The 25,200-nt window shown below is 54.0% G+C and carries 23 protein-coding genes and 1 pseudogene; 20 read left to right on the forward strand and 4 right to left on the reverse strand.

Features of this window, described 5'->3' with window-relative positions:
• Positions 1 to 266: 266 nt before the first annotated feature.
• The 13 genes from ACE99V_RS00005 (at position 267) to ACE99V_RS00065 (ending at position 11,366) form a co-directional block, all read left to right on the forward strand.
• Positions 267 to 920 carry a response regulator transcription factor gene (locus ACE99V_RS00005; protein WP_400488894.1) on the forward strand — a complete coding sequence of 218 codons (654 nt, stop codon included), beginning with the start codon at positions 267 to 269 and terminating at the stop codon, positions 918 to 920.
• Positions 921 to 1,015: 95 nt separating this feature from the next.
• Positions 1,016 to 1,810 carry a thymidylate synthase gene (locus tag ACE99V_RS00010; protein ID WP_400488895.1) on the forward strand — a complete coding sequence of 265 codons (795 nt, stop codon included), beginning with the start codon at positions 1,016 to 1,018 and terminating at the stop codon, positions 1,808 to 1,810.
• Complete coding sequence (locus ACE99V_RS00015; protein ID WP_400488896.1) at positions 1,807 to 2,277, forward strand: dihydrofolate reductase; 471 nt, start codon at positions 1,807 to 1,809, stop codon at positions 2,275 to 2,277. The genes ACE99V_RS00010 and ACE99V_RS00015 overlap by 4 nt, the downstream gene beginning before the upstream one ends.
• 459 nt (positions 2,278 to 2,736) lie before the next feature.
• A complete protein-coding gene (locus tag ACE99V_RS00020) occupies positions 2,737 to 3,843 on the forward strand; it encodes an ABC transporter substrate-binding protein (protein ID WP_400489066.1) in 1,107 nt (368 codons plus the stop codon).
• A gap of 14 nt (positions 3,844 to 3,857) precedes the next feature.
• Positions 3,858 to 4,694 (forward strand): alkaline phosphatase family protein, encoded by an 837-nt coding sequence (locus tag ACE99V_RS00025; RefSeq protein WP_400488897.1) that lies wholly within the window; start codon positions 3,858 to 3,860, stop codon positions 4,692 to 4,694.
• Positions 4,691 to 5,542 (forward strand): ABC transporter permease, encoded by an 852-nt coding sequence (locus tag ACE99V_RS00030; RefSeq protein ID WP_400488898.1) that lies wholly within the window; start codon positions 4,691 to 4,693, stop codon positions 5,540 to 5,542. Before ACE99V_RS00025 ends, ACE99V_RS00030 begins: the two co-directional genes overlap by 4 nt.
• Positions 5,539 to 6,333: an ABC transporter permease gene (locus ACE99V_RS00035; protein WP_400488899.1), complete on the forward strand. Its 795-nt coding sequence runs from the start codon at positions 5,539 to 5,541 to the stop codon at positions 6,331 to 6,333. Before ACE99V_RS00030 ends, ACE99V_RS00035 begins: the two co-directional genes overlap by 4 nt.
• Complete coding sequence (locus ACE99V_RS00040; protein ID WP_400488900.1) at positions 6,330 to 7,364, forward strand: ABC transporter ATP-binding protein; 1,035 nt, start codon at positions 6,330 to 6,332, stop codon at positions 7,362 to 7,364. Before ACE99V_RS00035 ends, ACE99V_RS00040 begins: the two co-directional genes overlap by 4 nt.
• Before the next feature lie 15 nt (positions 7,365 to 7,379).
• A complete protein-coding gene (locus ACE99V_RS00045) occupies positions 7,380 to 7,616 on the forward strand; it encodes a DeoR family transcriptional regulator (RefSeq protein WP_400488901.1) in 237 nt (78 codons plus the stop codon).
• A gap of 12 nt (positions 7,617 to 7,628) precedes the next feature.
• Positions 7,629 to 7,766 carry a hypothetical protein gene (locus ACE99V_RS00050; protein ID WP_400489067.1) on the forward strand — a complete coding sequence of 46 codons (138 nt, stop codon included), beginning with the start codon at positions 7,629 to 7,631 and terminating at the stop codon, positions 7,764 to 7,766.
• 85 nt (positions 7,767 to 7,851) lie between these two features.
• Positions 7,852 to 8,850, forward strand: a complete 999-nt coding sequence (locus ACE99V_RS00055; RefSeq protein WP_400488902.1) for a histidinol phosphate phosphatase domain-containing protein — start codon at positions 7,852 to 7,854, stop codon at positions 8,848 to 8,850.
• An 80-nt stretch (positions 8,851 to 8,930) separates the two neighbouring features.
• The gene (locus tag ACE99V_RS00060; RefSeq protein WP_400488903.1) at positions 8,931 to 10,124 is read left to right on the forward strand and encodes a M20 family metallopeptidase; all 1,194 of its coding nucleotides are present in this window, start codon (positions 8,931 to 8,933) and stop codon (positions 10,122 to 10,124) included.
• Between the two features lie 99 nt (positions 10,125 to 10,223).
• Positions 10,224 to 11,366, forward strand: coding sequence for a YheC/YheD family endospore coat-associated protein (locus ACE99V_RS00065; RefSeq protein ID WP_400488904.1), 1,143 nt, complete (start codon positions 10,224 to 10,226; stop codon positions 11,364 to 11,366).
• A gap of 74 nt (positions 11,367 to 11,440) precedes the next feature.
• Here ACE99V_RS00065 and ACE99V_RS00070 read toward each other — a convergent pair whose 3' ends face one another.
• Positions 11,441 to 12,751, reverse strand: coding sequence for an HD domain-containing phosphohydrolase (locus ACE99V_RS00070; RefSeq protein WP_400488905.1), 1,311 nt, complete (start codon positions 12,749 to 12,751; stop codon positions 11,441 to 11,443).
• Between the two features lie 87 nt (positions 12,752 to 12,838).
• On the opposite strand from ACE99V_RS00070, the gene ACE99V_RS00075 reads away from it, so the two are divergent.
• The 4 genes from ACE99V_RS00075 (at position 12,839) to ACE99V_RS00090 (ending at position 16,288) form a co-directional block, all read left to right on the forward strand.
• The gene (locus tag ACE99V_RS00075) at positions 12,839 to 13,675 is read left to right on the forward strand and encodes an alpha/beta hydrolase (protein WP_400488906.1); all 837 of its coding nucleotides are present in this window, start codon (positions 12,839 to 12,841) and stop codon (positions 13,673 to 13,675) included.
• Between the two features lie 123 nt (positions 13,676 to 13,798).
• Positions 13,799 to 15,424: a citramalate synthase gene (gene cimA / locus ACE99V_RS00080; RefSeq protein WP_400488907.1), complete on the forward strand. Its 1,626-nt coding sequence runs from the start codon at positions 13,799 to 13,801 to the stop codon at positions 15,422 to 15,424.
• 63 nt (positions 15,425 to 15,487) lie between these two features.
• Positions 15,488 to 15,730, forward strand: a complete 243-nt coding sequence (locus ACE99V_RS00085; RefSeq protein WP_420997875.1) for a hypothetical protein — start codon at positions 15,488 to 15,490, stop codon at positions 15,728 to 15,730.
• 117 nt (positions 15,731 to 15,847) lie between these two features.
• The gene (locus ACE99V_RS00090) at positions 15,848 to 16,288 is read left to right on the forward strand and encodes an Hsp20/alpha crystallin family protein (protein WP_400488909.1); all 441 of its coding nucleotides are present in this window, start codon (positions 15,848 to 15,850) and stop codon (positions 16,286 to 16,288) included.
• 42 nt (positions 16,289 to 16,330) lie between these two features.
• Here the strand turns inward: ACE99V_RS00090 and ACE99V_RS00095 are convergent, their stop codons facing one another.
• The 3 genes and pseudogenes from ACE99V_RS00095 to ACE99V_RS00105 form a co-directional block, all read right to left on the reverse strand.
• Entirely contained in the window at positions 16,331 to 16,561 is a 231-nt protein-coding gene (locus tag ACE99V_RS00095) for a DUF1128 domain-containing protein (RefSeq protein WP_400488910.1), read from the reverse strand.
• 70 nt (positions 16,562 to 16,631) lie between these two features.
• Positions 16,632 to 19,124 (reverse strand): U32 family peptidase, encoded by a 2,493-nt coding sequence (locus tag ACE99V_RS00100; protein ID WP_400488911.1) that lies wholly within the window; start codon positions 19,122 to 19,124, stop codon positions 16,632 to 16,634.
• Positions 19,125 to 19,270: 146 nt separating this feature from the next.
• A pseudogene (locus ACE99V_RS00105) lies at positions 19,271 to 19,399 on the reverse strand (transcriptional regulator); the annotation flags it as partial.
• A gap of 518 nt (positions 19,400 to 19,917) precedes the next feature.
• Here ACE99V_RS00105 and ACE99V_RS00110 point away from each other — a divergent pair.
• The 3 genes from ACE99V_RS00110 (at position 19,918) to ACE99V_RS00120 (ending at position 25,187) form a co-directional block, all read left to right on the forward strand.
• Positions 19,918 to 21,216, forward strand: coding sequence for an ATP-binding protein (locus ACE99V_RS00110; protein ID WP_400488912.1), 1,299 nt, complete (start codon positions 19,918 to 19,920; stop codon positions 21,214 to 21,216).
• A 273-nt stretch (positions 21,217 to 21,489) separates the two neighbouring features.
• On the forward strand, positions 21,490 to 23,250 hold the full coding sequence (locus ACE99V_RS00115; RefSeq protein WP_400488913.1) for an ABC transporter ATP-binding protein: 1,761 nt from the start codon (positions 21,490 to 21,492) through the stop codon (positions 23,248 to 23,250).
• Positions 23,247 to 25,187, forward strand: coding sequence for an ABC transporter ATP-binding protein (locus ACE99V_RS00120; protein WP_400488914.1), 1,941 nt, complete (start codon positions 23,247 to 23,249; stop codon positions 25,185 to 25,187). Before ACE99V_RS00115 ends, ACE99V_RS00120 begins: the two co-directional genes overlap by 4 nt.
• Positions 25,188 to 25,200: the final 13 nt, after the last annotated feature.

Genomic DNA, 25,200 nt, shown 5'->3' on the forward strand with positions numbered 1-25,200 from the left:
TTCGGAATCTGGGCTCATAACCTCAGAAGAGCAGCCCAAATGGCCAAATAAGCAACGATTAACGGATACAGTTACACAGTAGCCCCCTGAGATTCACCACAATGAGATGCTTCTGCCAAAAAACGATTTTTTCAGGAGTAACTAGCTAATGCCGGGCTGCAAAAACGAAACGGAAAATTAAAAAACGACGGGACATTTTTTAAAGTAGCTTAACGTTTCTCCCTTACACTCTTGTATGAACGGAAAGAATGCTGGGAGGAAGCGACATGACAACAGGGCTGTATGTATCCAGTCATCCACTCGACTATTCCCGTCTCCGCGAGCAATTGAAAGCGTATTCCCTGGACCTCGTGAAGGAACAAGCCCTGGAGGTTTGCCGGGAGATCCAATTTATTATCATAGACAGCGCGGGAACGAGGAATGCTCCGCTTGTTGCACGATACCGGAGTGCTTATCCTCACGCTTTCATTCTCGTCCTGAGCGTCAAAAGGGACGAGGAAGACCTGTTGGAGGCGTTTGCGTCAGGCGCCGACGATTACCAGCTGAAGCCTTGTTCGGAGCGAGAGGTGGCGACACGGATTCGGGTTATGCTGCGAAGAAAAATCACGGCTCAAGAGCCCGATCCAAACAGATTCAACGCAGACGTGAAGAGCCGCTCCATGGAATGGAAGAGTATCCGTCGGAAGCTTACCAGACTGGAATGCAGGCTGCTTGATTCCCTGCTCTCCTCCAACAAGATCATCTCCCGGGAACAACTGGTGCAAAGCATTTGGGACGGGCAGATGAAAGCGTCCGGCAAAGTGCTGGACGTTCACATTTTCAACCTGCGGAAAAAACTGCTGAAGGCAACGGGCGGCGAGGTCACCATCAAAACCGTAACCAACAAGGGGTTTTATCTCTGCAGAAATCATAAGCAGTGATGACGGCAACAGCTGATGGGTTGACTCTTCGCACCTGACCAAAATCGTGTTTTGCGCTATAATGGATTGGTTAGGAATTGGGGAGGTTGGAGACGGTGAAACAGTATTTGGATTTACTCAAACACGTTCTTGCCAATGGCGTTAGAAAAGAAGACCGCACCGGTACAGGGACAATCAGCGTCTTCGGCTACCAGATGCGGTTTGACCTAAGCGATGGTTTTCCATTATTAACCACAAAAAAACTCCACACCAGGTCGATTGTGCATGAACTGCTCTGGTTCCTGTCTGGCAGTACCAACATTCGTTACCTGCAGGAAAACGGCGTCCGCATCTGGAACGAATGGGCGGATGAAAACGGTGAGCTGGGACCGGTCTACGGGAAACAATGGCGGTCCTTCAGCGGTCCGGACGGAAAGACCGTCGACCAGATTCAATGGGTCGTGGAGGAGATCAAGCGGAACCCGGACTCCCGTCGTCTCGTGGTAAGTGCCTGGAACCCGACGGAGATCGACCAAATGGCTTTGCCGCCGTGCCACTGCCTGTTTCAGTTCTACGTCGCAAACGGAAAACTGTCCTGCCAGTTGTATCAGCGCAGCGGCGACATTTTTCTCGGTATTCCGTTTAATATCGCGAGCTACGCGCTTCTGACCCACATGGTCGCACACGTGACGGGACTGAAACCAGGCGAGTTTGTCCATACAATCGGCGACGCCCATCTTTATCTCAACCATCTGGAGCAGGTAAACGAACAGTTGACACGGGAACCCCTGCCGCTTCCGACTCTGCAGCTGAATCGGAATGTGCAGTCTCTTTTTGACTTTACCTATGAAGATATTCAGTTTCTCCATTATGAAGCCCATCCGCATATCAAGGGGGACGTCTCCGTATGATCAGCATGATTGTCGCCTATGCCAACGGCCGGGTGATCGGCAAGGAGGGAAAAATGCCGTGGCACCTTCCGAACGATCTGAAGCATGTAAAAGAAGTGACCACGGGCCAAACCATCGTCATGGGGCGCAAGACGTTTGAATCGCTGGGGCGCCCTCTCCCCAACCGGCGGAACGTGGTGCTTACGCGAAGCAGCGACTTTTCCGCACCTGGCGTGGACGTGGTTCACAGCAAGGAAGAGGTGCTGGCGCTTGGCGATGTCATGATCTTCGGAGGAGCGGAGATTTACGCCCAGTTTCTGGACGTTGCCGACCGGCTTTACATAACGGAGATTGACCTCGATGCGGAGGGAGACACCTTTTTTCCAGAGTGGGATCGTGGCGCGTTTACCCTCGTCTGGAAGAAGGACGGCATTGTTGACGAGAAAAACCCGTACCCTCATACCTTCTATCTCTACCAACGCAAGTAATGTCCTACTCAAAGACAGCCTTTCACGGGCTGTCTTTTTTGGTGTATAAGAATTGATAAATTTGGACATCCCATACAGCCGCTAGAAAAGTGTTCGGGGCCCCGTCCGGCGAAGAAAGGGACCCCACTCGGCTCAGCGATAGCTAACGCCGGGTGGGTTTTCTTATCGTGTAGGAAAGTTTAAGGGCTTCACCGTGTGAAAGCGCCCTGAAATAGACTTTCCGGAACGCATAAAAAGTTTCCACTAACGAAGAACCAGCTTCTTCGAGAGGGCTTCAATCGAAGCTTTTTTTATTTAGCGGAAGTTAAGGAAAGCCGTATACAGTTTAACAGACCGTTTACAGACGCAACACCGTTTGTTCAAACAGATTAGCTAGACTGAACGTACACAAGAAACTTCATAAACCAACAAAAACCAACATACAAACTAGTATGTAGAGCGATGGGGGGATTTTTTATGATGCAAGCAGCGAAAGCGGGACGGGCGTGGCTGGCCGGTCTGGCAAGTGTGGCAGTGCTCACGATGACCGCGTGCGCCAATTCAGCCGCTCCGGTGCAGCAGCCGGCTTCTCCTGCAGCCAATCTCACACCGGCTGAAATCGAGCATAAGGCAAAGACAGAGGGAACGGTCGTCAGTGTGGGCATGCCTGATTCCTGGGCCAACTGGAAGGACACCTGGAACGACTTGGGCAGCAAGTACGGATTGAAGCACACCGACACGGACATGTCGAGCGCAGAAGAAATCGCCAAGTTTGAGGCGGAGAAAAACAACCCGACGGCGGACATCGGTGACGTTGGGATTGCGTTTGGGCCGGTCGCCGTGGAAAAAGGCGTGACTCAGCCGTACAAAACTTCTTATTGGGACGAGATTCCCGCTTGGGCGAAAGATACGGACGGGCATTGGATTGTCGGCTACCAAGGCTCCATTTCCCTGATAACCAACAAAGAACTGGTGAAAAACCCGCCGAAGTCGTGGGCGGATATCAAAAACGGCGACTACAAGGTAGCGGTTGGCGACGTCACCAAGGCGGCGCAGGCGCAGATGGCCGTACTGGCAGCGGCAATCGCTTTCGGCGGCGACGAGAAAAACATTCAGCCGGGCATCGACTTCTTCGCGGAACTGGCCAAGCAAGGGCGCATTTCCTTGGCAGACGTGAAAGTGGCCAGCTTTGAAAAAGGCGAGATTCCGGTCGGACTTCTGTGGGATTTCAACGCCCTGGGATACCGCGACCAGATCGACCCGAACCGTTTTGAAGTCAACATTCCCCAGGAAGGCAGTGTGGTCAGCGGCTACGCCACGATCATCAACAAGTACGCGCCTCACCCCCATGCAGCCATGCTAACCCGCGAGTACATCCTGAGTGACGCCGGGCAAATCAATCTCGCGAAAGGCTACGCCCGTCCCATCCGCGACAGCGTAAAACTGCCTGATGAAGTGGCGAAAAAGCTGATCCCCAAAGAACAGTATGCCAACGCCAAACCGATCCAGGATTACAAGGCGTGGGAGGAGACGGCGAAAAAACTGCCGCAGCTCTGGCAAGAGCAAGTGCTGGCCAACATGAAGTAGGGAGAGGATTATCCATGGCAACCAAGGTAATCATGGTGGTCGTAGACGGCTTGCAGTTCGACACGGCCGTCACCCAGATGGGGTATCTCAATCATTTGGTGGAATTGGGCAAGGCAGCCCGGTTTCAGGTGAAATCCGAGCTGCCCAGCCTCTCCCGGCCGCTGTACGAGGTTCTCCTAACGGGCACACCCAGTTCGGTCAACCTGATCACCTCCAACCAGGCGGTCAGGCGCTCCAGTCAGGTCAGCCTGTTTCAGTTGGTGAAGGAGCGAGGCTTGCGAACGGCTGCAGCGGCTTACTACTGGGTGAGTGAGCTGTATAACCGGGCGCCGTTTCACCACGCGGAGGACCGGTTTCAAACGGATGAGGAAAACCTCATCCAGTACGGGTTGTTCTACTTTGACGATGCCTATCCGGACTCCCATCTGCTGCTCGACGGAGAGCTGCTGCGGCGCCGCTATGACCCTGACTTTCTTTACATCCATCCGATGGGAGTGGACCATGCCGGCCATCTGTTCGGTTCCGATTCCAAGCAGTATCGCGGCAAAGCGATCGAGATGGACAGCCATCTCGCCACGCTCTTGCCGGTTTGGATGGAAGCCGGCTGCGAGATCGTCATCACGTCCGATCATGGGATGAACCGAGACGGTCAGCATGGCGGTACGGGTGACGAGGAGCGGCTTGTTCCGCTGTACACGATCGCAAGCCGCGTGGCTCCTGGCGTGTACCCGGAACCGGTACCGCAGCTGGCGGTGGCACCGCTTGTCTGTCAGTTGTTCGGGATTGAACCGCCTGCCGCGATGATGCCCTACGAGTGGCCTTTTGCCAACCAAAGGGGACATGCGCTGTGAACGCATGGATCAAACAAGGGAGAACCCTCCTGCTGCTGGTGCCGTTTGCCGTCATCATCTCCGCTTTCGAGCTGATCCCACTGCTCGCGATGGCGCTGGACAGCTTTCGCGGGGACGGCGGCGAGGGCTGGACCCTGCAGCAGTACGTCACGGCCCTGACCAACAAGTTCTACCTCGTCGCTTTGCAAAACAGTGTGTTGATCTCCTTTTTTTCCAGTGTCTGCGCCATCATCGTGGCCCTGTTTGCGGCCTATTCGATTACCCGTTTTTCGCCGAGCGCACGGGAGAAGATCCTGAACTTTTCCAATATGACATCCAATTATGCCGGGGTTCCGCTTGCTTTTGCCTACGTCATTCTATTGGGAAACAACGGGTTGTTTACGCTGTTGTTTCAGCGGATGGGGTGGGAGGTTCTGGCCGACTTTGACCTGTACAGCTGGACAGGGTTGACGCTTGTCTACGTCTACTTTCAGATCCCTCTCGCCGTTTTGCTTCTGTATCCGACCTATTTTGGCATCCAGGAGCAGTGGAAGGAATCGGCAGCCCTGTTGGGGGCATCGCCGGCCCAATTTTGGCGGCATGTCGGCCTGCCGGTGATTCTTCCCAGTGTGGTGGGAACGTTCAGCATTCTGTTTGCCAATGCCATGGGAGCCTACGCCACTGCCTACGCGTTGGTGGGCAGCAGCTACAACCTGCTTTCCATCCGCATCGGATCGCTGGTGGCGGGCGATGTCATTACCAGGCCTGAGTTGGCCAGCGCACTGGCTGTGATCCTCGGCGTGACGATGCTGGGAGCGATGTGGATTAACGAGCGGATGATGCGCCGCGTGAGGAGAGATTTGCAATGAGTACGGGCAGACTGTGGCATCGCTTTGTCATCGGGGCCGTCTTTGTCTACCTGCTGGTACCGCTGGCGGCCACCTTTCTCTACTCCGTCGCCACGGACTGGTACCGCACCATTCTGCCGGAAGGATATACGCTCGCCTGGTATAGGGAACTGCTGGCCGATCCCCGTTTTCTCGACGCCTTGGGACGGACGCTGCTGCTCTGTCTGCTAACCGTTGCGGCCAGTCTGATCGTCATGGTGCTGACCGTGTTTACGGTGACGGTCTACTATCCCCGTTGGGAGCGGCTGCTGCAGGGACTGGTGATGCTCCCTTACGCTGTTCCCCCGGTAGTGGTTGCCGTCGGGTTGATCAAAATGTATTCCAGCGGTCCTTTTGCCCTCTCCGGCAGTCTTTTGCTGCTGGCGGCGGCGTACTTCGTCTTCATTTTGCCTTATATGTATCAGGGAATTCGCAACAGCATGCGCACCGTCAACGCCTCCCAGCTGATCGAAGCGGCAGAGCTTCTCGGGGCGAGCAAGATGCGCGCTTTCTGGAACGTGGTTTTCCCCAACATTTTACCGGGAGTGTTGGTTTCAACGCTGCTCTCCTTCTCCGTTTTGTTCGGCGAATTCGTGCTCGCGAATCTGCTCGTAGGCGGCCATTACGAGCTGATCCAGATCTATCTGGAGAGGCGAATGGACGAGAACGGACACCTGGCCAGCGCCATTGTCGTCGCCTACTTCCTGTTTATTCTCACCATTTCCGCCGCCGTGCTGCGGCTGGGTCGGGCCAAAAAGGAGAGAAACGTATGAGTTTTGTCCAGATTGACAATGTGACCAAGAGATACCAGGAGCAGCGTGTTCTCGAGCAGGTATCGCTGTCCGTTGAGAAAGGGGAACTGGTTACGCTGCTCGGGCCCAGCGGCTGCGGAAAAAGCACGCTTTTGCGCTGCATCGCCGGCCTCACGGAGATGGAGCCGGGGGGGCGGATTGCGGTCGGCGGCAAGGACATCACCCATTTGGCGCCCAAGGATCGCGGCGTCGGCATGGTGTTTCAATCCTACGCCCTGTTCCCCAATCTGACCGTCTTTGAAAATGTGTCCTTTGGCTTAAAAATGAAGGGCTGGAGCAAAGCCGATTATGTGCCGAAAGTGAAGCGGATGATTCAACTGGTGGATCTCTTTGAGCAGGAGGGGCTGTATCCGCACCAGCTGTCAGGGGGACAGCAGCAGCGCGTCGCTCTCGCCCGCTCGCTTGTCGTGGAGCCTAGCATTTTGCTGTTGGATGAACCGCTCAGCGCCCTCGACGCCAAAATCCGCAAAAGTCTTCAGATGGAGCTTCGCCGCATCCAGCAGGAGCTGTCCATTACCACCGTGTTCGTTACACACGATCAGGAGGAGGCTATGACGCTTTCCGACCGGATATTCATCATGGAAAAAGGACAAATCGTCCAATCCGGCGATCCTGACTCCATCTACCGTGCGCCCGCCAATGAGTTTGTCGCTCGCTTCATCGGCAACTACAATGTGTTGTCGGCAGAGGAGTGGCGGCGGCTGGCCGGACCGTCGGCAGAAGTTCGGCAGAGCGTAGCCCTACGCCCGGAAGTCATGCAGATCCTGCCGCCAACGGCTGATGCTTCCGATCGGATCGGACAGGGATGGGTATGCAGCGGAACGATCGTGGAGCATACGTTGAAAGGAAACGTGATTCGCTTTCAGGTGGAGGTGAACGGCGTTGTCCTTCACGTCGACCAACTAAACGCACAACGGCAAAACGAAAACGACTTGCGCCGGGGCGCGAAGGTTCGGCTGTTCATCCCCGAAGCGGAGTGCGTGGTGCTATAGGAGGGAGCCACAACCTTGTCACTGCTTGCCGAAGAACGAAAGATCGCGATCCTCGAAGAACTGAACCAATTTGGCAAAGTCAAGGTCGTCTCCCTGGCCGAACGCTTCCGCGTCTCGGAGGAGACCATCCGCCGGGACCTCGATTTCCTGGAGAAAGCAGGCAAATTAAAGCGGGTGTACGGCGGTGCTGTCCGCAAGATGTACCAGGAGGGAGAGCCGCCGTACTTTCAGCGGCAAGCCCTGCATCAGTAGGCAAAGGCGGCAATCGGCAAACGGGCTGCGGCCTATGTACAGGACGGAGATACCATTATCATCGATACGGGAACGACCGTAATGGAGCTGGCAAAATCCATCCAATACCGGAATCGGCTAACCGCCCGCTGGATGCGGTGGATATGGTGATCTGCGAACATCCGGAGCCTGATTCCTGGAGAAAGGAACTGGCGGTCAAAGGGGTCAGCTGGGTACTTGCGGAAGGAGAATCACGATGAAAGTTGATTATCACGTTCATTTGGAGGAGGGGCCGTACTCGCTTCGCTGGCTCAATCGAACGGCTGAGGCCTTGCGAGCGTTCTGCCCTGATTCCCAGCTGAAGCACAGCCTCCCGTGGCTGGAAGGGTTGTTTCACCGCCTGGCTGATCGGATGCGGCGAGGCGCCTACTCAGCCGAGTGGCTCGACCTGTACCGCATGCGGGCCAAGGACCTCGGTTTGCAGACGGTAGGGATTGTCGATCATCTTTATCGCTTTCGCGAATACAAGCGATATTTCGAACAGCACATGCACCTTGCTGACGACCCGCTGGGGCAGCTGCAGCAGTGCTGGCTGGATCAGGTGTGTGTCGCTTCCATAGAGGAGTTCACAACATTTGTCCAATCGCAAAAGCCGCGCTGGGAAACGGAAGGCATACAGCTGAAGCTGGGCATCGAGCTGGATTACTTCCCTGGAGGAGAGCAGGAGCTGACCGGGGTGATGGACAGCTATCCATGGGATCACTGCATCGGCTCGGTTCATTTTCTCGCCGGATGGGGATTTGACAATCCGGACACGCAGGAGCGCTTCGCTGAGGAGGACCTGCTCTCCCTGTACGGCCGCCATTTTTCGGTCGTTGGGCAGGCAATTTCCAGCAATCTGTTTGACATCGTGGCCCATCTCGACAACCTGAAAGTGTTCGGGCACAGGCCGGATGAGACGTTCCTAAAGCCCCACTACCAGCGTATTGCAGAACTGCTCAGGGAAAATGACGTGGCGACAGAAATCAACACAGGACTGTATTACCGCTATCCGGTCAGGGAGATGTGTCCCAGCATGAGCTTCCTGGAAGTGCTGGCCGATCACGGGGTGGCCATTACAACCTCATCCGATGCTCATTTTCCGGACCATCTTGGCAGCCATCTGGCAGAGGCGAGGGAGAGGTTGCAGCAGGCCGGATTTCACTCCATCGCCGTATTTGATCAACGGAGGCGAAAAGAGGTTCCTCTTGTTTGAATTTTTATTCAAACCTATGAATATTTTCTGTGTATTTGCTATGATAGAGGAGAGAGCATAACGGGGGAGGAACAAGCAAGATGGGTTTGCAGGATACGCTGTATGAGCTGCTGCATGAAATGGAACCGCAAATGGTTGCCTGGCGCCGCCATTTGCATCAATACCCGGAATTGTCTTTTCAAGAGGAGAAGACACCGGCGATGATCGCGGAGATTTTGCGTGAATTGAAATGTGACGAAGTTCGCACCGGTGTGGGCGGAAGAGGGGTGATCGGCGTGCTGCGCGGCGGCAGTCCGGGACCGACTGTGGCCGTACGCGCCGATTTTGACGCCCTGCCGATTCAGGATCAAAAAGATGTGCCGTACAAGTCAAAGGTGCCTGGAGTCATGCACGCCTGCGGGCACGACGCCCATACATCACAGCTTCTCGGACTGGCAACCGTGTTCGCCCGCCATCGCGACGAGATTCCGGGCACGGTTATCTTCCTGTTCCAGCACGCGGAAGAAGAGAACCCCGGCGGCGCCATCCAGATGGTCGAGGACGGCGCGATGGATGGAGTCGACGCGATCTTTGGCGTTCATCTCTGGTCCACGTGCCCGGTGGGAAACGTACTGGTAAGTGCCGGACCGGTGATGGCCAGCGTGGACGACTTCATCATCGACATCCAGGGAAAAGGGGGACATGGAGCGATCCCGCAGGAAACGGTCGATTCCATCGTCATTGGTTCGCAGATCGTGACCACCCTGCAGACGATTGCCAGCCGCAACATCAATCCGTTGGAGAGCGTCGTCGTTACGGTAGGAACGTTTCACGCCGGCGACAATTACAACGTCATCGCGGATACGTGCCGACTTACCGGGACGGTTCGCTCCTTTTTGCCCGAGGTGCGCGACCGTGCCGAGCAGCGTCTGAAAGAGATCGCAGAAGGCACCGCGGCGTTGATGGGCGGAAGTGCGACGGTGACGTACATGCGCGGCTATCCGGCTCTCATCAACACCGAGGCGGAGACCGAAACGGCACGACAGGCCGCCATCCGAACGGTGGGCAGCAACAACGTACTGCCCATGCAGCCGACCATGGGCGGCGAGGACTTTTCTTACTACCTGGAAAAAGTGCCGGGTGCATACGTCTTTGTCGGCGCGCGCAACCCGCAAAAGGGAGCCGAGTACCCGCATCATCATCCCCGCTTTGACATCGACGAAAGCGCCATGCGGATCGCTGCCGAGGTATTGGGCCGCTCCGTTCTCGCCTATCTGGAACAACATCAACGATAACGTCAAAACGTCTTCACGGACGGCTTTTCCCGTGAAGACGTTTTTTTCATTTGCGCATAATCTGGTAGGGAAAAACGTCACTGGAGAGGATGCATGTCCGTGAGAGAACGGATTGGGATCATGGCCTATCGAAAAGAGAGGGGTTTTACGAATGGCGCCTTTCTCAAGCGGCTCGTTCAGGAGGGGCAAGCACTGGGGGTGGAGGTGTTCCTGTTTTCTCCCCAGGATGTGTCGGTTGCCGCCAGAAAGATCAGAGGATACGTACCGACTTCTACCGGTTGGAAGAGCAGTTGGTATTCATGGCCCGATATGGTAATTGACCACTATCGCTACTATCCTGTTCCCAAACACCGGCTTTACCTGCCGCTTCGTCGGGGAACGTTGTTTCGCTTCGCAAACAGCCGGTTTTCGAACAAATTGCGGGTTCATCAGGTGCTGTACCAGGAAGAAGAGCTGCAGCGCTGGCTGCCGGAGACCCATATATACAGTCGGGAAAAGCTTACGGAAATGCTGAAGCGGTACAAGAGTATCTACATCAAACCGACCAACGGCACGGGGGGACGAAGCATTTTGCGAGTAGAACGCAAGGGCGGCAGCTTTGTGCTGTACGGTACTACGAAGCGGCAGGGAAAGCGGAATGAGGTGCATTCTACGCTGCAGTCGCTGACGCGGCGGGTCGAACAGTGGATCGAAAGTGAAAAAAGCGGGGAGGAGAGCTTTTTCATCCAGCAGGGATTACATCTCGCCCTGCTGCCCAACCGCACGGTGGATGCCCGCCTGCTGATCCAGAAGGACGGCAGTGGCCAATGGACGATCACCGGGATGGGGATGAGGATCGGACAAGTGAAGAGCTCCACCTCCAACCTGCACGCCGGCGGCAAGGCCGTGCGCGCGTCCGCGTTTCTGAGCAAGCAGTTTGGCCGGCAGAAAGCGGAAGCCATCGTCGCCGAGTGCCGGGAACTTGCTTTTCAAACGGTGGAAAAGCTCGAACGGCACTATGGCCCGATGATGGAGTTTGGCTTTGATATCGGCATTGACGTAGACGGCCGCCCCTGGATTATCGAAATCAATCCGAAGCCGGGCCGGGACATCTTCCGAAAGCTGGGGCAGCCGGAGCTGTATCGCACTGCTGTGCGCCGTCCCATGGAATACGCGCTCTATCTTCTTCGGAAACAGGAACAAGAAGAATCGGAAACAGGAGAAGAAAATGAAAAAGAGCAGGGAAGTGCCTGCTCTTTCTAGGTATATCGGTAAGTATAAAAGTACGGTATTTTGATGCAGTTACTTAGAAAGTGTTTGGGGCTGGGTTTTTGATATTATCCCGCCTTGCTTTCATCCGACTGGGGAAAGCGAACCAGCCTTTCGAACTGGCGATTGTCCTCATGATAATCAGTAGCCCGCCTGCCGGTTCCGATCCACTCTTCCGAAGGAATTCGCAAAAACGCTTCCACTACGGACGGGTCGAACTGCTTGCCCGATTGGGCGGCGATTTCGGCCACCGCTTCCTCGTGCGCACGGCCTTTGCGGTAAGGGCGGTCCGAGGTGATGGCGTCATAGGTATCGCAAACCGCAAAGATGCGGGCGGAGAGAGGAATCTCTTCTTTGTTGATTCCGTGCGGATAGCCGTTGCCGTCCCAACGTTCGTGATGATATCGCACGATTTCCAGGGCGTTTTGCAGGAAGGGAATATGCTTGAGCATCTCGTAGCCGATTTCAACGTGACTGCGCATCCGGGTCCACTCATCGGAAGTGAGCGGGCCCTGCTTCAGCAGGATGGAGTCCGGGACGCCAATTTTCCCTACGTCGTGCAGAAGGGCACCGCGAATCATGTGAGCCAGCCTGTCCTCCTCCACGGCCATCTCCTGAGCCAGCCTGATCGTGTAGGCGGTCACACGGAAGGAATGGCCGTTCGTCTCGTTGTCGCGGGAGTCAAGGGCGCTGGAAAGGGCCTGCAGGGACGCGTCGTATGTCGTTTCGATCTCGTCGAGTACCTCGCGAATTTTCTCCGCCTTTTCTTCCAGTTGTTCTGTGGAACGGTCAAAGACTCGTTTCAGGGAAAAGTAGAGCAGCGCTCCGCAGAGGTAGAGGGCGAACAGGCAGGTAACGAGAATCCGACGGAACAACTCCGTTTTAAAGGAGATATTGCGAGTGACGTGGACGATGCCCTGTACGGCGCCGCTATCCTTGTCCGTCACGGCTAACCAGACAGACAGTGTATTCGCCTGCAGAGAGGAAACGGGCTGCCGTGTCTCCTGAACGGAACGGATAATCTGCTGTTGCCGTTCGTTCGCTTTTTGCCCGATCTTATCATTCTCGTAGCTGTAGACGATTGTCCCGTCCGGATGGAAGAAATCGGCCGCTTCGATATCGTAGATGTCGAAGTGGACGCGAATCACCTTGTCCATATGCTGGGGAGCGGCGTGATCCTGGTGATCGAACATATTGCCGAACAGATAGGTAAAATGCTGCTGCACGGCATTTTCCGTATTTCTGGCGGTATCGTCAATGACGTACCGGTCAAGCGACACATACAGCACCAAGCTCATTATCAGGAAAAACAACAAAATGGCAGCTGCCAGAAGGATGCGGAAGCGTCTGGCTGGCGTACGATCACTCCAACGGATCATGTGGCACCTCGGACCGAATGTTTTGCAAGGCGATTGATTTCCAGGCATAATATTCATGGATAGAAAATGACAGAAGAGGTGAGGGAAATGAAGGTTTCGTTCTCGATCCCGGCGGGCGAACAACTGACCATACGCGGCGACCTGCATGTGGAGACGGAAGCTCCGGACACGCAGCCGCTCTTGCTGTTTTGCCACGGCTTCAAAGGGTTTAAGGATTGGGGAAGCTTTCCATACGTTGCGGAAGAGTTGGCAAAACGAGGAATGGCGGTCATACGCTTCAACTTTTCCTGCAACGGAGTCGGCGAAAGTCTGACAGAATTCGATGAGCTGGAGAAGTTCGGACGAAACACCTATGCCCGTGAACTGGCCGACTTGTCTATTCTCGTAAATCAGATTCTTGAAGATAGATTACCTGTTCCGGCAAGATTTGACAAGGAAAAACTGTTTTTACTGGGACACAGCAAGGGGAGCGCAGACGCCATTCTGTTCGGGGCCGGCCACCCGCTGGTTAAGGGAATCATCACCTGGAACGGCGTGGCTCATGTCGATTTGTTTGACGGCGCGCTGCGCAGGGAGATTGCCGAGAACGGTGTCGGTTACATAGCCAACGCCCGTACGGGACAGCGCATGCCGATTACGCGTGAGGTAATAGATGACGTCGACCGACACGCGGCGGAATACGACCTGTTGCGCAAGGTAGCCGACATGCCCCAGCCGCTTTGCATCATCCAGGGGGACAAGGATTACGCCCGGTTGGTAAAAGGTGCAGGACAGCTGCATGAGGCGGCTCGTCAAAGTGAACTGCACTGGATCGAAGGCGGGGACCACACCTTTAACACGAGGCATCCTTTTGCGGGATCTTCCCCGCAGTTGGAGCGCGCGATAGAGCTGACGGCTTCGTTTGTCACCGCCCAAAAATCGTAATAAAATTGCCGAAATCCCACGTTCTCTTCTCCTGTTGGCTATGGTATACTGATAGGCAACATAAATATGTAAATACAAAGACAATTCAGAAAAAATGGAGAAGAATGTTTGGGGTGGAGAGATTTGAAAGGAAAAAAGATAACGCTTTACGATACCACGCTGCGGGATGGTACGCAGGGAGAGGGCATAAGTTTGTCCGTCGAAGACAAGATCAAGATCGCGCAGCGCCTTGATCAGTTTGGCATCGATTTTATCGAGGGCGGTTGGCCGGGCAGCAATCCCAAGGACATGGCGTTCTTTGAACGCATCCGGGAGGTTCCTCTCCAGCACGCGAAGGTGACGGCGTTTGGCAGCACCTGTCGTCCCGGTGTTGCAGCCGCAGATGACGAGAATTTGCAGGCGCTTCTGGCAAGCGGCGTGCAGGTTGCGACGATCTTTGGCAAATCGTGGGACCTTCACGTCACCGATGCGTTGAAGACGACGCTGGAAGAAAATCTGCGGATGGTAAAGGAATCGGTGGCCTTTTTAAAAGCAAAAGGGCTTACCGTTATCTTTGACGCGGAGCACTTTTTTGACGGGTACAGGCACAATCCCGTCTACGCCCTGCGGGTACTGGAAGCGGCGGAAGCGGCCGGAGCTGACTGGATCGTCCTTTGTGATACCAACGGCGGCAGCCTACCTCATGAAATCTATGAGACCGTGAAGACAGTTCGAGGCAGTGTGCAGACACCGCTTGGCATTCATACACACAATGACGGCGAACTGGCCGTCGCCAATGCGCTGGCCGCTGTCCAGGCCGGTGTTGAACAGGTACAGGGCACCATCAACGGCATAGGCGAGCGTTGCGGCAATGCCAATCTCATCTCCGTCATTGCCAATTTACAGCTAAAGCTGCATTACAATTGCGTGGCGCCGGAACAGCTGCAGCAACTGACAAAACTCTCCCGCTACGTGGCGGAAATCGCCAACATGGCACTGCCGAACAATCAGCCGTTTGTAGGCACCAGCGCCTTTGCCCACAAGGGCGGCATCCACGTAAGCGCCGTGCTGAAGGATCCAAAGACCTATGAGCACATCAGTCCGGAACAGATCGGCAACAAGCGGCGCGTACTCGTCTCGGAGCTGTCCGGTCAAAGCAACCTGCTGGCCAAGACGGAAGAACTGGATATCTCCGTAGAGCTGGATAAAGAGGAAGCGAGAGAGATCATCAAGCAGATCAAGGAGCGGGAATTCCACGGTTATCAATACGAGGGGGCGGAGGCGTCACTCTCCTTGATGCTGCTGGAGGCATCGGGCCAACTTCACAAACTGTTTACACTGGACTCGTTCAAAATCCTGATGGAAAAGTCGGCGGGTGACAGGATCTCTTCCGAAGCGATGGTCAAGCTGAAGGTAAACGGCCAACTGGTCCATACCGCGGCGGAAGGAAACGGTCCCGTCAACGCATTGGACAACGCCCTGCGCAAGGCGCTGGAGAATCATTTTCCCTGTCTTGCCGAGATGCAGCTGACTGACTACAAGGTACGGGTGCTGGATGAAAGCGAAGCGACGGCAGCCAAAGTGCGCGTGCTCATCGAGTCGGCACGAAACGGCGAGAAGTGGAGCACCGTCGGCGTCTCTACCAATGTCATCGAAGCGAGCTGGGAAGCGCTGACGGACAGTATCCGTTACCTTTTGTGGAAGGAAGGCTGTGTTCATGCGGAACCGCTGGAAACCGTGGAAGCGCGGGTCGGCATTGTCAATCACTAGAGGCATGAATGATTTGCCTCTTCGTCAGACACGCTAATGGGTAACAGTGTGTGTGGAGGAGGAATGGAGTTGCGAAACGCCGACGCCAAACAGCAGCCGAACACGGATCCGTACGAGATTGACATCCGGCTGTCGTTTGATCAGCGCATTCAGGAAGAGGTGCTCTGTTCGCTGCTGGAAGACTTGCGCCTCGCCGTTCAAACCAACTACCCCGTCATGCAGATCCGTGTGATTGGGGATGACGCTGTCTGTAAGACCAAACAGGCGTCCGACGGAGAGCATCGGGAAGGGTACGTTCCCAGTTAGCAATCGTCAAGGCAGAAAGCGCGGGGCCTTTTGAAGGTTCCGCGTTTTTTGTTGAATAAGAATCCGTGATTCGATGAAAAATATTCCTTGTAAATAAATTTACAAGGAGGCATTATCGTGGCGTTAATCCCTTACGAACCGTTTCGCGTGCTTGAGAACATGAGAAAAGATTTAGATCGATTTTTCGAGACTGGTCTTCCTTCGCTCCGTCATTTTGATAATCGGTTCGGAATGCCCAGTATAGACATTCACGAAACGGACACAGAGGTCATCGCAACATGTGATATTCCTGGCTTGGAAAAAAAGGAAGATGTGCACATTGAAGTGGATAACAACATCCTGACCATAAGCGGCAGCGTTAACCGGACTACCGAAATCAAGAACGAACAGATGCATAGACAAGAACGGTTTGTCGGCCGTTTTCAACGATCGGTTGCGTTGCCAGCCAGAGTCTCCGAAGAAGGAGTAAAGGCCACTTATAAAAATGGAGTACTCGAGATTCGATTGCCCAAGACCGAACCCAATACGAAAAAGAGAATTGATGTTGAATTTCATTAAAAAAAACGCCGTACCCATTGGAGGTACGGCGTTCGTTTGCTGTCAGGACTGCTTGCGCATGCTGCCCAGCTCTTCGACGATGGCGGTCATCTCGTTGATGCTGAAGCTGGTTTTTTTCTGGACCATGTTGTACAGGTAGAGAAGATCGTCGTAATGAGACAGGTCAAAATCCTCCGGGCGCATCACGGCGGTGTTGGCCATGTTCAGCCTGGACTTGATCCCCTCAATGATCACTGCCAGATTCTCTTGCGATGGGTGACGTAAATCTGCCATTTTCTTCTCCTCCAAGGAAGTCCGATAAGTCCGGCAAACATTGCTGTCCTTATCGAACTCATGATCGTTTTTATTTGGTCAGCTGGCCGCGCGTAACGCCCAGCTGGTTGGTTGCCTTCAGCGTTTTCCAAACATGAGTGCCGCTCACTTCGCCGCGCAGGGCCTGCCGATATAGACGGATCACTTCCTGTACCCGCTCCGGCTCCTCCTCCAGGAACTCCACGCGGTAGCTGCAGACGCCCAGCTTTTTGAATTCGTTCAGGTATTCGGCGCCCGACTGATCGATGGCGTTGTATACGGTGTTGCGGCAGCCCGTGTCAACGCGGACCGGATGGGAGAAGCCGACGCGGTCCTTGAGCGAGATGCGGTGCGATTCGCACGGTGTGCCGCAGTTCGTGTGATCCGTACCTTCGCTGAGGAAGGTGCAGTAGACGCAGTGCTCCGTGTGAAACATCGGCATGTGCTGGTGAATCACCAGTTCGATTTTGGACGTATCGCTGTGCTTCAAGAGATCCAGCATCTGCTGGATGTTCAGGTCGTACGAAGCGGTCACGCGCTCCAGCCCGCACTCCAGGAACAGACCAACTGTTTTGTGGTTGGCAACGTTGAGCGAGAAGTCACCGATCAGCGGGATGTTCAGTTCGTGTCGGCGGGACATGTAATAGTAGAGCGCGCCCGTGTTGCGGACGAGGATGGCGTCCGGTTTGCTCCGAGCGATCAGGGCAAGGACGCCGTTTTCGTCCGGCATGTGAATGCGCATGGTGGCGATTCCAATCTTTTTGCCGTATTGATGGGCCAGTTTCACCGCATCCGGGTACTGTTTGACGAACTCAAAATCGGCGTAAAGAAAATCGACGTCCGTCTGCGCCGCCGCCTCCACCTGCTCCAGCGATCGGCAGAGGGCTGTCAACAGCGGCTGTTCTACCTGCTGCATGGCTGGAACGTCGGAGTAGACATCAACCGCACGCTTCTGGTAAACAGGCGGCTTGCTGCGCAGATAGACGAGCTGCTCAACGGCTTCCCGCCGCATGCGGTTCAGTTCGCTGACGGGGAGAATCAGCTCTCCTTCCAGGTCGACGGTCAATCGGTCCGCGTCCAGATGGAACAGAGTGCCTCCCAGTCTCCCCAGTTGTTCGTGCAGCAGGCTGTGAGTCAGAGGGCGTTTGAGAGCTGCTTCCAGCGGCAAATCCGACTGAACGGAAACAGCATGGTTGGCCTGCTCATCCACCCAGGTGGTTTGCAGCTTTTCACCGAGACGTCCAAAGACGTGGACCCCAAGCGGGAAGGTGAAGTACGGCTTGTCTGTTTCAAAGGTTTTGCGAAGCCGCTTGTTCAATTCCGGATCGTTCGTTTTCCAGACGCGGTCGCCGACGTTCACACGCTGCAGGTTGACGTCGTTTCGGCCCATGACGATCTCATACAGGCCTCGTTCTACCTCGCCGTCCACTTTTTTGCCGCGCGCAAGGATGTCGTAGACGCGTCCTCCTTCTTCCTTCTGCGTTGGGTCACCAGCGTCAAATACAATGCCGTCGCCGCGCTTCAGCGGAGACGTGACTTCGACGAGCAGCGCATGCTTCAGCACTTTTTTTACGGTGCCGAGGAAGACGCCGCGGCTTTTCGGGAAGGTGCCGTCCAGAAGCGTTTTGTTGTTGGTTCCCTTGAGGAAGCCATGGGTAAAACCGCGGGAAAAGCTTTGTTGCAGTTCGCGGATTTCCGCCTGGCTCGGTTCGGGATTTTGTCCGGCGAAGTAGCGGTCGATGGCGGCGCGGTACTTGCTGACGACATTGGCCACGTACTCCGGCGATTTGAGGCGTCCCTCGATTTTAAAGGAAGTGACTCCCGCCTCAATCAGTTCGGGCACGATGTCGATGGCAGCCAGATCTTTGGGGGAAAGCAGATAGGCGATGTTGCCCATGTCCTTTTCCACGCCGTCTACCATCAGGTCGTAAGGAAGACGACAGGCCTGCGCACACTCTCCGCGGTTGGCGGAACGACCGCCCCACATCTCGGAGGTAAGGCACTGGCCGGAATAGGAGACGCAGAGAGCGCCGTGAACGAACACTTCCATCGGCAGCTTTGCCTTTTGGCCGATCACCTGTATCTCCTTTAACGAGTTTTCTCGGCCAAGCACGACCCGCTCGATGTGAAATGGCTTGGTAAACTCCACCGCTTCCGGAGAAGTGATCGTCATCTGTGTCGAACCGTGGATCGGGAAATCGGGAGAGATTTCGCGGATCAGTTTGACCAAGCCCAGGTCCTGAACGATCACTGCGTCCACACCTGCGTCGATACAGGCTTCGATCAGCTCGCGCGCTTCCTGCAATTCGTTTTCAAAGACGAGAATATTAAAGGTAAGGAAGCCCTTTACCCCGTACATATGCAAATAGGACATGATTTCAGGCAGCTCCGCCATGTGAAAGTTTTCGGCGCGCGCCCGGGCGTTGAATTTTTCCACACCGAAATAGACGGCGTTGGCTCCGTTGGCAACGGCCGCTTTCAGGCACTCCCAGTTGCCGGCAGGGGCCAATAGTTCGATATCTTCACGCTTAATTGTGTCTCGCACGTTATTCGTTACCTCCATTCCTCCTCCATCATAGGGAAATGTACCGGTCTTTTGCAAGGAAAAGATGGGGAGGAACGAACAATCACTCAATTAATTATTTGAATGATAGGCGAGGGAATGTCCGAGTCATCCTTTGGCTCGGACATTCATTTTTCCTCTTTCGCATGGTCTATCCCAGCAGAGATGAGATGTCGCACATGTTCATCATCCAGTGAGTAGAACACCAATTTTTCTTCTTTGCGATATTTGGCAAGGTCCATATTTCGTAAAAGCCTCCTCTAAGGAAGAACCAGCTTCTACGAAAGGGCTTCGACAGAAGCTTTATTTAGTGTATAAGAATTAATAAATTTGGACATCCCATACAGCCGCTAGAAAAGGGTTCGGGGCCCCGCCCGGCGAAGAAAGGGACCCCACTCGGCACAGCGATAGATAACGCCGAGTGGGTCGAGGATAGCTAATGCCGGGTGGGTTTTCTTATTGCCTTGCGTTTTGGAAGGAAGTAAACAAAGCCCGATAGGACAAGCAAAATGGTTAAGATCGAGATAATCTCCAATACCGTCACGAAATGAATGTCTTCCCATTCACCTACGTGTAATCCATAAAAGAAATCCAGAATCGGGTCCTGCTTCAACGCTTTGATGTGGCCGTCGATAACGAACATTTGAACGTTTTGGGTGAAAGGGAGACGCGTACACCGGGTTCAAGGGAAAAAACAAATTCTTTTCTTTCTTCATCTCCCAGATGGTGGTATGCTTGATAGAACAGGTAATTTCTAGAAAAAGTAGGAAGATGCATGCCAATCATAAAAGAGATACTGCTGCAGCTGCTCTTTATCACCGTACCAATTTTACTGTACCAAAGCATCTGGCTGGAACGGCACGCCTCTCGTTGGCCGAAGATGGACGTTTACCTGGTTACGGTAGTAAGCTCTGTTAGTGTTCTGCTGTGCATGACGTTTCCCATACAGACTGACGGGGGGCTTCGCTACGATCTGCGCTCCATTCCGTTAATGCTGAGCATCCTTTACGGGGGCTTTGGGCCGGGGATCATTACTGCAGCAGTGACGTTCCTCTACCGCTTTTATCTGGGGGGGGAAGGCTTTTTCGTAACCCTCTTTGGTTATGCGCTGTACGCCGTTCTCCCATTCTTGCTCGTGAAGCGCTGGCTCAGTTTTTCGATCGTGAAAAAAATGGTCCTTGGCATGATAATGGCAGGGGTGAAGCAGCTCTCGGCGGCCATCGCGATCATCTGCGTTTCCTTGGCTCAGGAACAGACATTGGAGGTGGCTTTCAATCGTCTGGACGCGATCGTATTGGTGGGGAGTGTGCATATCTGCGTAATGATGGTGGTCATCTACCTGACGGAGTATGTTCGGGAAACCACCTTCATCCGCAGGCAGGTTCTTCGTTCGGAAAAGTTGAGTATGATCAGCGAACTGGCTGCCAGCGTGGCTCACGAGGTGCGCAATCCACTTACAGTTGTCCGCGGTTTCGTGCAGCTCCTGCGGGAGCACAGCAATGAGAAGAATCAGGAGTACATCAGGCTCGTGCTGGCAGAGTTGGACCGTGCAGAGTATATCATCACGGATTATTTAAGCATGGCCAAGCCACAAGTAGAGACGATCTCCACGCTCAATATGGGGGAAATCGCTTCTGATGTGTCGGTCAGCATGTCTTCTTTTGCGGTGATGAACGGGGTAGAGATCCATTCATTCGCGGAAGACGGGCTGTTGATCCGCGGTGATGCGATCAAATTGAAACAGGCCCTGATGAACTTGATGAAAAACAGTATCGAGGCAATGACGGCCGGGGGCGTACTGGAGATTCGCACCAACCGACGCGGCAGGAATGTGGTGATCACCGTACGCGACCAGGGGCAGGGTATGAGCCCGATGCAGCTGGGACAGCTTGGGCAACCGTTTTTTTCGACGAAGGAAAAGGGAACAGGTTTGGGGCTGCTGGTTTCCTTTCGAATTGTAGAATCGATGGGCGGAACTTTGGTTTTTGACAGCGAAATCGGAAAGGGAACTGTCGCTGCCATTACCCTACCTGCCGCACCGGCTGGAAAACAGAAGTTGACAGAAAAGGAATAACAATGGTAAATTTCAACATACAATGAAAATGAAAATGGAACGAAATGGAAAGGGGGTTACGTCATGATTGCAATGGTTCGTACACGAGCAAACAACTTGATACATGATGTAACCATTCCATTTGAGCGTTTGTAATTGGACTTTTCATCGTTAAAATGTAGACAACCAAATGGCGCAGGTTACGTTTTCCATCGTAACATGTGCTTTTTTGTGTGCAGAGGCATATTGCTTGCGAGCGGTATGTCTTTTTTTGTGGGGAGGAGATGACAGCAGATGTTCACGGTAATAGGAAAGTTGGGCTGGTTTTTTAAACAACATTGGAAACGTTACACCGTCGCCGTTCTGTTTCTCATTCTAGGCGGGGTTCTGGAAGTAATCCCCCCGAAAATCGTAGGGGTTGCCATTGACGACCTGCAGCTAGGCACGCTGACGGGCGAGAGATTGAGAGACATCCTTCTCTTTTTCGCGGCGGTGCTCGTGCTGACGTACCTGATCAACTATGTCTGGATCTATCAATTGTTTGGCGGCTCGTTTCTGGTGGAGCGGACGCTGCGTTCCCGATTGATGGATCATCTGTTGAAAATGACGCCGTCGTTCTATCAGCGGAATCGCTCAGGCGACCTGATGGCGCGGGCGACCAATGACTTGAAAGCAGTATCCATGACAGCCGGCTTTGGCATTTTGACGCTGGTTGACTCCAGCAGCTACATGGCCGTCATTGTCATAACCATGGGGTTTCTGATCAGCTGGAAACTGACGTTTGCTGCTCTTCTTCCGCTTCCGCTGATGGCGTTTGCCATTAACCGATACGGAAAGTTGATTCACGAACGGTTTTCCCGGGCGCAGGATGCGTTTGGCGAATTAAACGACCGAACCCTCGAGTCGATTTCAGGTGTGCGTGTGATTCGGGCCTATGTGCAGGAAGCGGCCGATCAGAAGCGGTTCCACGCTCAAACAGAGGACGTCTTTCACAAAAACATGGCTGTGGCCAAAGTGGAATCTTTGATTGAACCCACGATCAAAATGCTGGTCGGCATCAGCTATATGATCGGGCTTATCTATGGCGGTTATCTCGTGTTTCAAAATGAGCTGACGCTGGGAGAACTGGTCTCTTTCAACATGTACCTGGGGATGTTGATCTGGCCGATGTTTGCCATCGGGGAACTGATCAACGTGATGCAGCGGGGCAGCGCCTCGCTCGATCGGGTAAACGAGACGCTGGCCTCTGAGCCTGACGTCCGGGAGCCTGTCGATGCGGCACCTGTGGCCGTTCCGGAAACGATTCGTTTTCAGAATGTGACATTTCGCTATCCGACTTCTCAAGTGGATAACCTCGCCGACGTTTCCTTTACCCTGAAGAGGGGCCAAACCCTCGGGATCGTCGGACGGACGGGAAGCGGGAAAACGACACTGATCAGACAACTGCTGCGTGAGTACCCACTGGGAAAAGGGTCGATTACCATTTCCGACGTCCCGCTTGAGCAAATAGCCTTGAACAGTGTCAAGAGCTGGATCGGGTATGTACCTCAGGAATCATTCCTGTTTTCCAGGACAATCAGAGAGAACATTCTATTTGGAAAGAAAGAAAGCACGGAAGAGCACATGCAGGAAGTATTGACACTTGCCTCGTTTGCCAAGGATGTCCGGTTCTTGCCGGATGGCCTGGAAACGCTCGTCGGGGAAAAGGGAGTCGCACTCTCGGGAGGACAAAAACAACGGGTGTCCATTGCGAGGGCTTTGCTGGTGGATCCCGAAATCCTGCTGTTGGATGATGCGATGTCCGCCGTTGACGGAAAAACAGAAGCAGAAATGATCGCCAACATTCGTCGGGTGCGTGCCGGAAAAACCACGGTGATTACCACCCATCGCATGTCGGCTGTGCAGCATGCCGATTGGATCATCGTCCTCGACGAAGGACGAATTGTGGAAGAGGGAACACATGAACAGCTGCTGACCCAAGCGGGTTGGTACAAGGAACAATTCGAACGACAGCAAGTGGAAGCACAAGTAACGGAAAGGGCGGTGACGCCATGACACCAGGGAAAAGGTTGTTTCAATACGCAATGCGTTTCAAAAAGACCATTTTGCTTGCGCTCTTGATGCTCTCCATCGCGGCCGGAGCAGAGCTGACAGGGCCGTTTTTGGCAAAAAAGATGATCGATACGCACATTCTCGGAATTGAGTTTCCCTGGTATGAAACGACAAAGGGAGACCACGCCGTACTATACAACGGCAAATGGTATAAACGGGCGGACCGCTTTGCAGAAGGGGAGCCGAAGGGGAAGGAAGTGCGGGTGCGGCAGATTGGCCGTGATTATTATTTTATCGATCAAGCCTCGGTGAAATTGACCAAGAGCGAGCTTTATGCCTTTTATCAACCGGAAAGGAACAGCTTGTTCACTCTGGCTGCAGGTTACTTTGCCTTACTGGTGATCGCATCGTTTTTTCACTATGGACAGAAGTACATGCTGCAGGTGTCAGCGAATAAAATCATCCAGAAAATGCGTCACGACTTATTCGCGCAGGTTCAACGGCTGCCCATCCATTATTTCGATAACCTCCCGGCCGGCAAAGTGGTGGCCCGTATCACCAATGACACAGAGGCCATCCATGAGCTGTTCGTAAAGGTTCTCGCTGCGTTTTTTACCAGCGGCATATACCTGATCGGGATTTGTGTCGCGTTGTTCCTGTTGGATGTCAGGCTGGGGCTGGTTTGCTTGACCATCCTGCCGATCCTCGTGGTCTGGTTTACGTTTTATCGAAGGGTTGCTTCCCGATACAATCACGTCATTCGCGCACGGATCAGCGATATCAACGGAATGATTAACGAATCGATTCAGGGAATGCCGATCATTCAGGCCTTTCGCCGTGAAACGGAAACGAAGCGGGAATTCGAGGCGCTGAACGAAGAGCATTTTACCTATCAAAATAAAATGTTGAGCCTGAATGCGGCTGCTTCCTTTAACCTTGTGCTGGCTATGAAGAACATCTCCTTTGTCGCATTGATCTGGTACTTTGGCGGTGCCTCCGAGGGTATCGGAAGCGTGATGACCATGGGGGTCTTGTATGCCTTTGTCGATTATCTCAACCGGTTGTTCCAGCCGATCACCAATATGGTGAATCAACTGGGCCAGCTGGAACAGGCGCGGGTTGCAGCAGAACGGGTGTTTGAGCTGTTGGATGAGCATGGAGTGGATGTCGATGAGGGGAAACTGCCGCGTTACCGGGGAGATGTGCGCTTCGACAATGTTTCCTTTGCCTATAAGGAAGACCAGTATGTACTGAAACACATTTCGTTTGAAGCAAAGCAAGGGGAAACGGTCGCCTTGGTCGGACACACCGGCTCGGGCAAAAGCTCGATCATGAATTTGTTGTTTCGCTTTTACGATGTCAATCACGGCACCATCTTCATAGACGGTCGCAATGTGCAGGATGTGCCGAGGCAGCTCATCCGCCAGCATATGGGTATCGTGCTGCAAGACCCGTTTCTGTTCACGGGGACGATCGCCTCCAATGTAAGCCTGGATGATCCGGCGATCAGTCGGGAGCGGGTAGAGCAGGCGCTGCGCGACGTTGGAGCCGACCAGTTGTTCAGTCACCTGCCCAGCGGGTTTGATGAACCCGTCGTGGAAAAAGGCAGCACGTTGTCTGCCGGGCAGCGACAGATTATTTCATTTGCTCGCGCCCTCGCATTTGACCCGGCCATCCTCATTCTGGATGAGGCGACATCAAGCATTGATACCGAGACCGAGGCCATTATCCAAACAGCCCTGGACGTGTTGAAAAAGGGCCGCACGACTTTTATCATCGCGCACCGGCTCTCTACGATTAAAAACGCGGACTTGATTCTCGTCCTGGATCGCGGTGAGATTGTCGAGCGGGGGAACCATGAAGAACTCATGAAAAAGCAGGGGAAGTACTATCAGATGTATCAACTGCAGCAGGGAGAAAAGGCGGTTGCGGCGGGGTAAGGCGTCATGAGGA

The sequence above is a fragment of the Brevibacillus soli genome, assembly GCF_044759095.2.
GTDB lineage: Bacteria > Bacillota > Bacilli > Brevibacillales > Brevibacillaceae > JBIYSM02.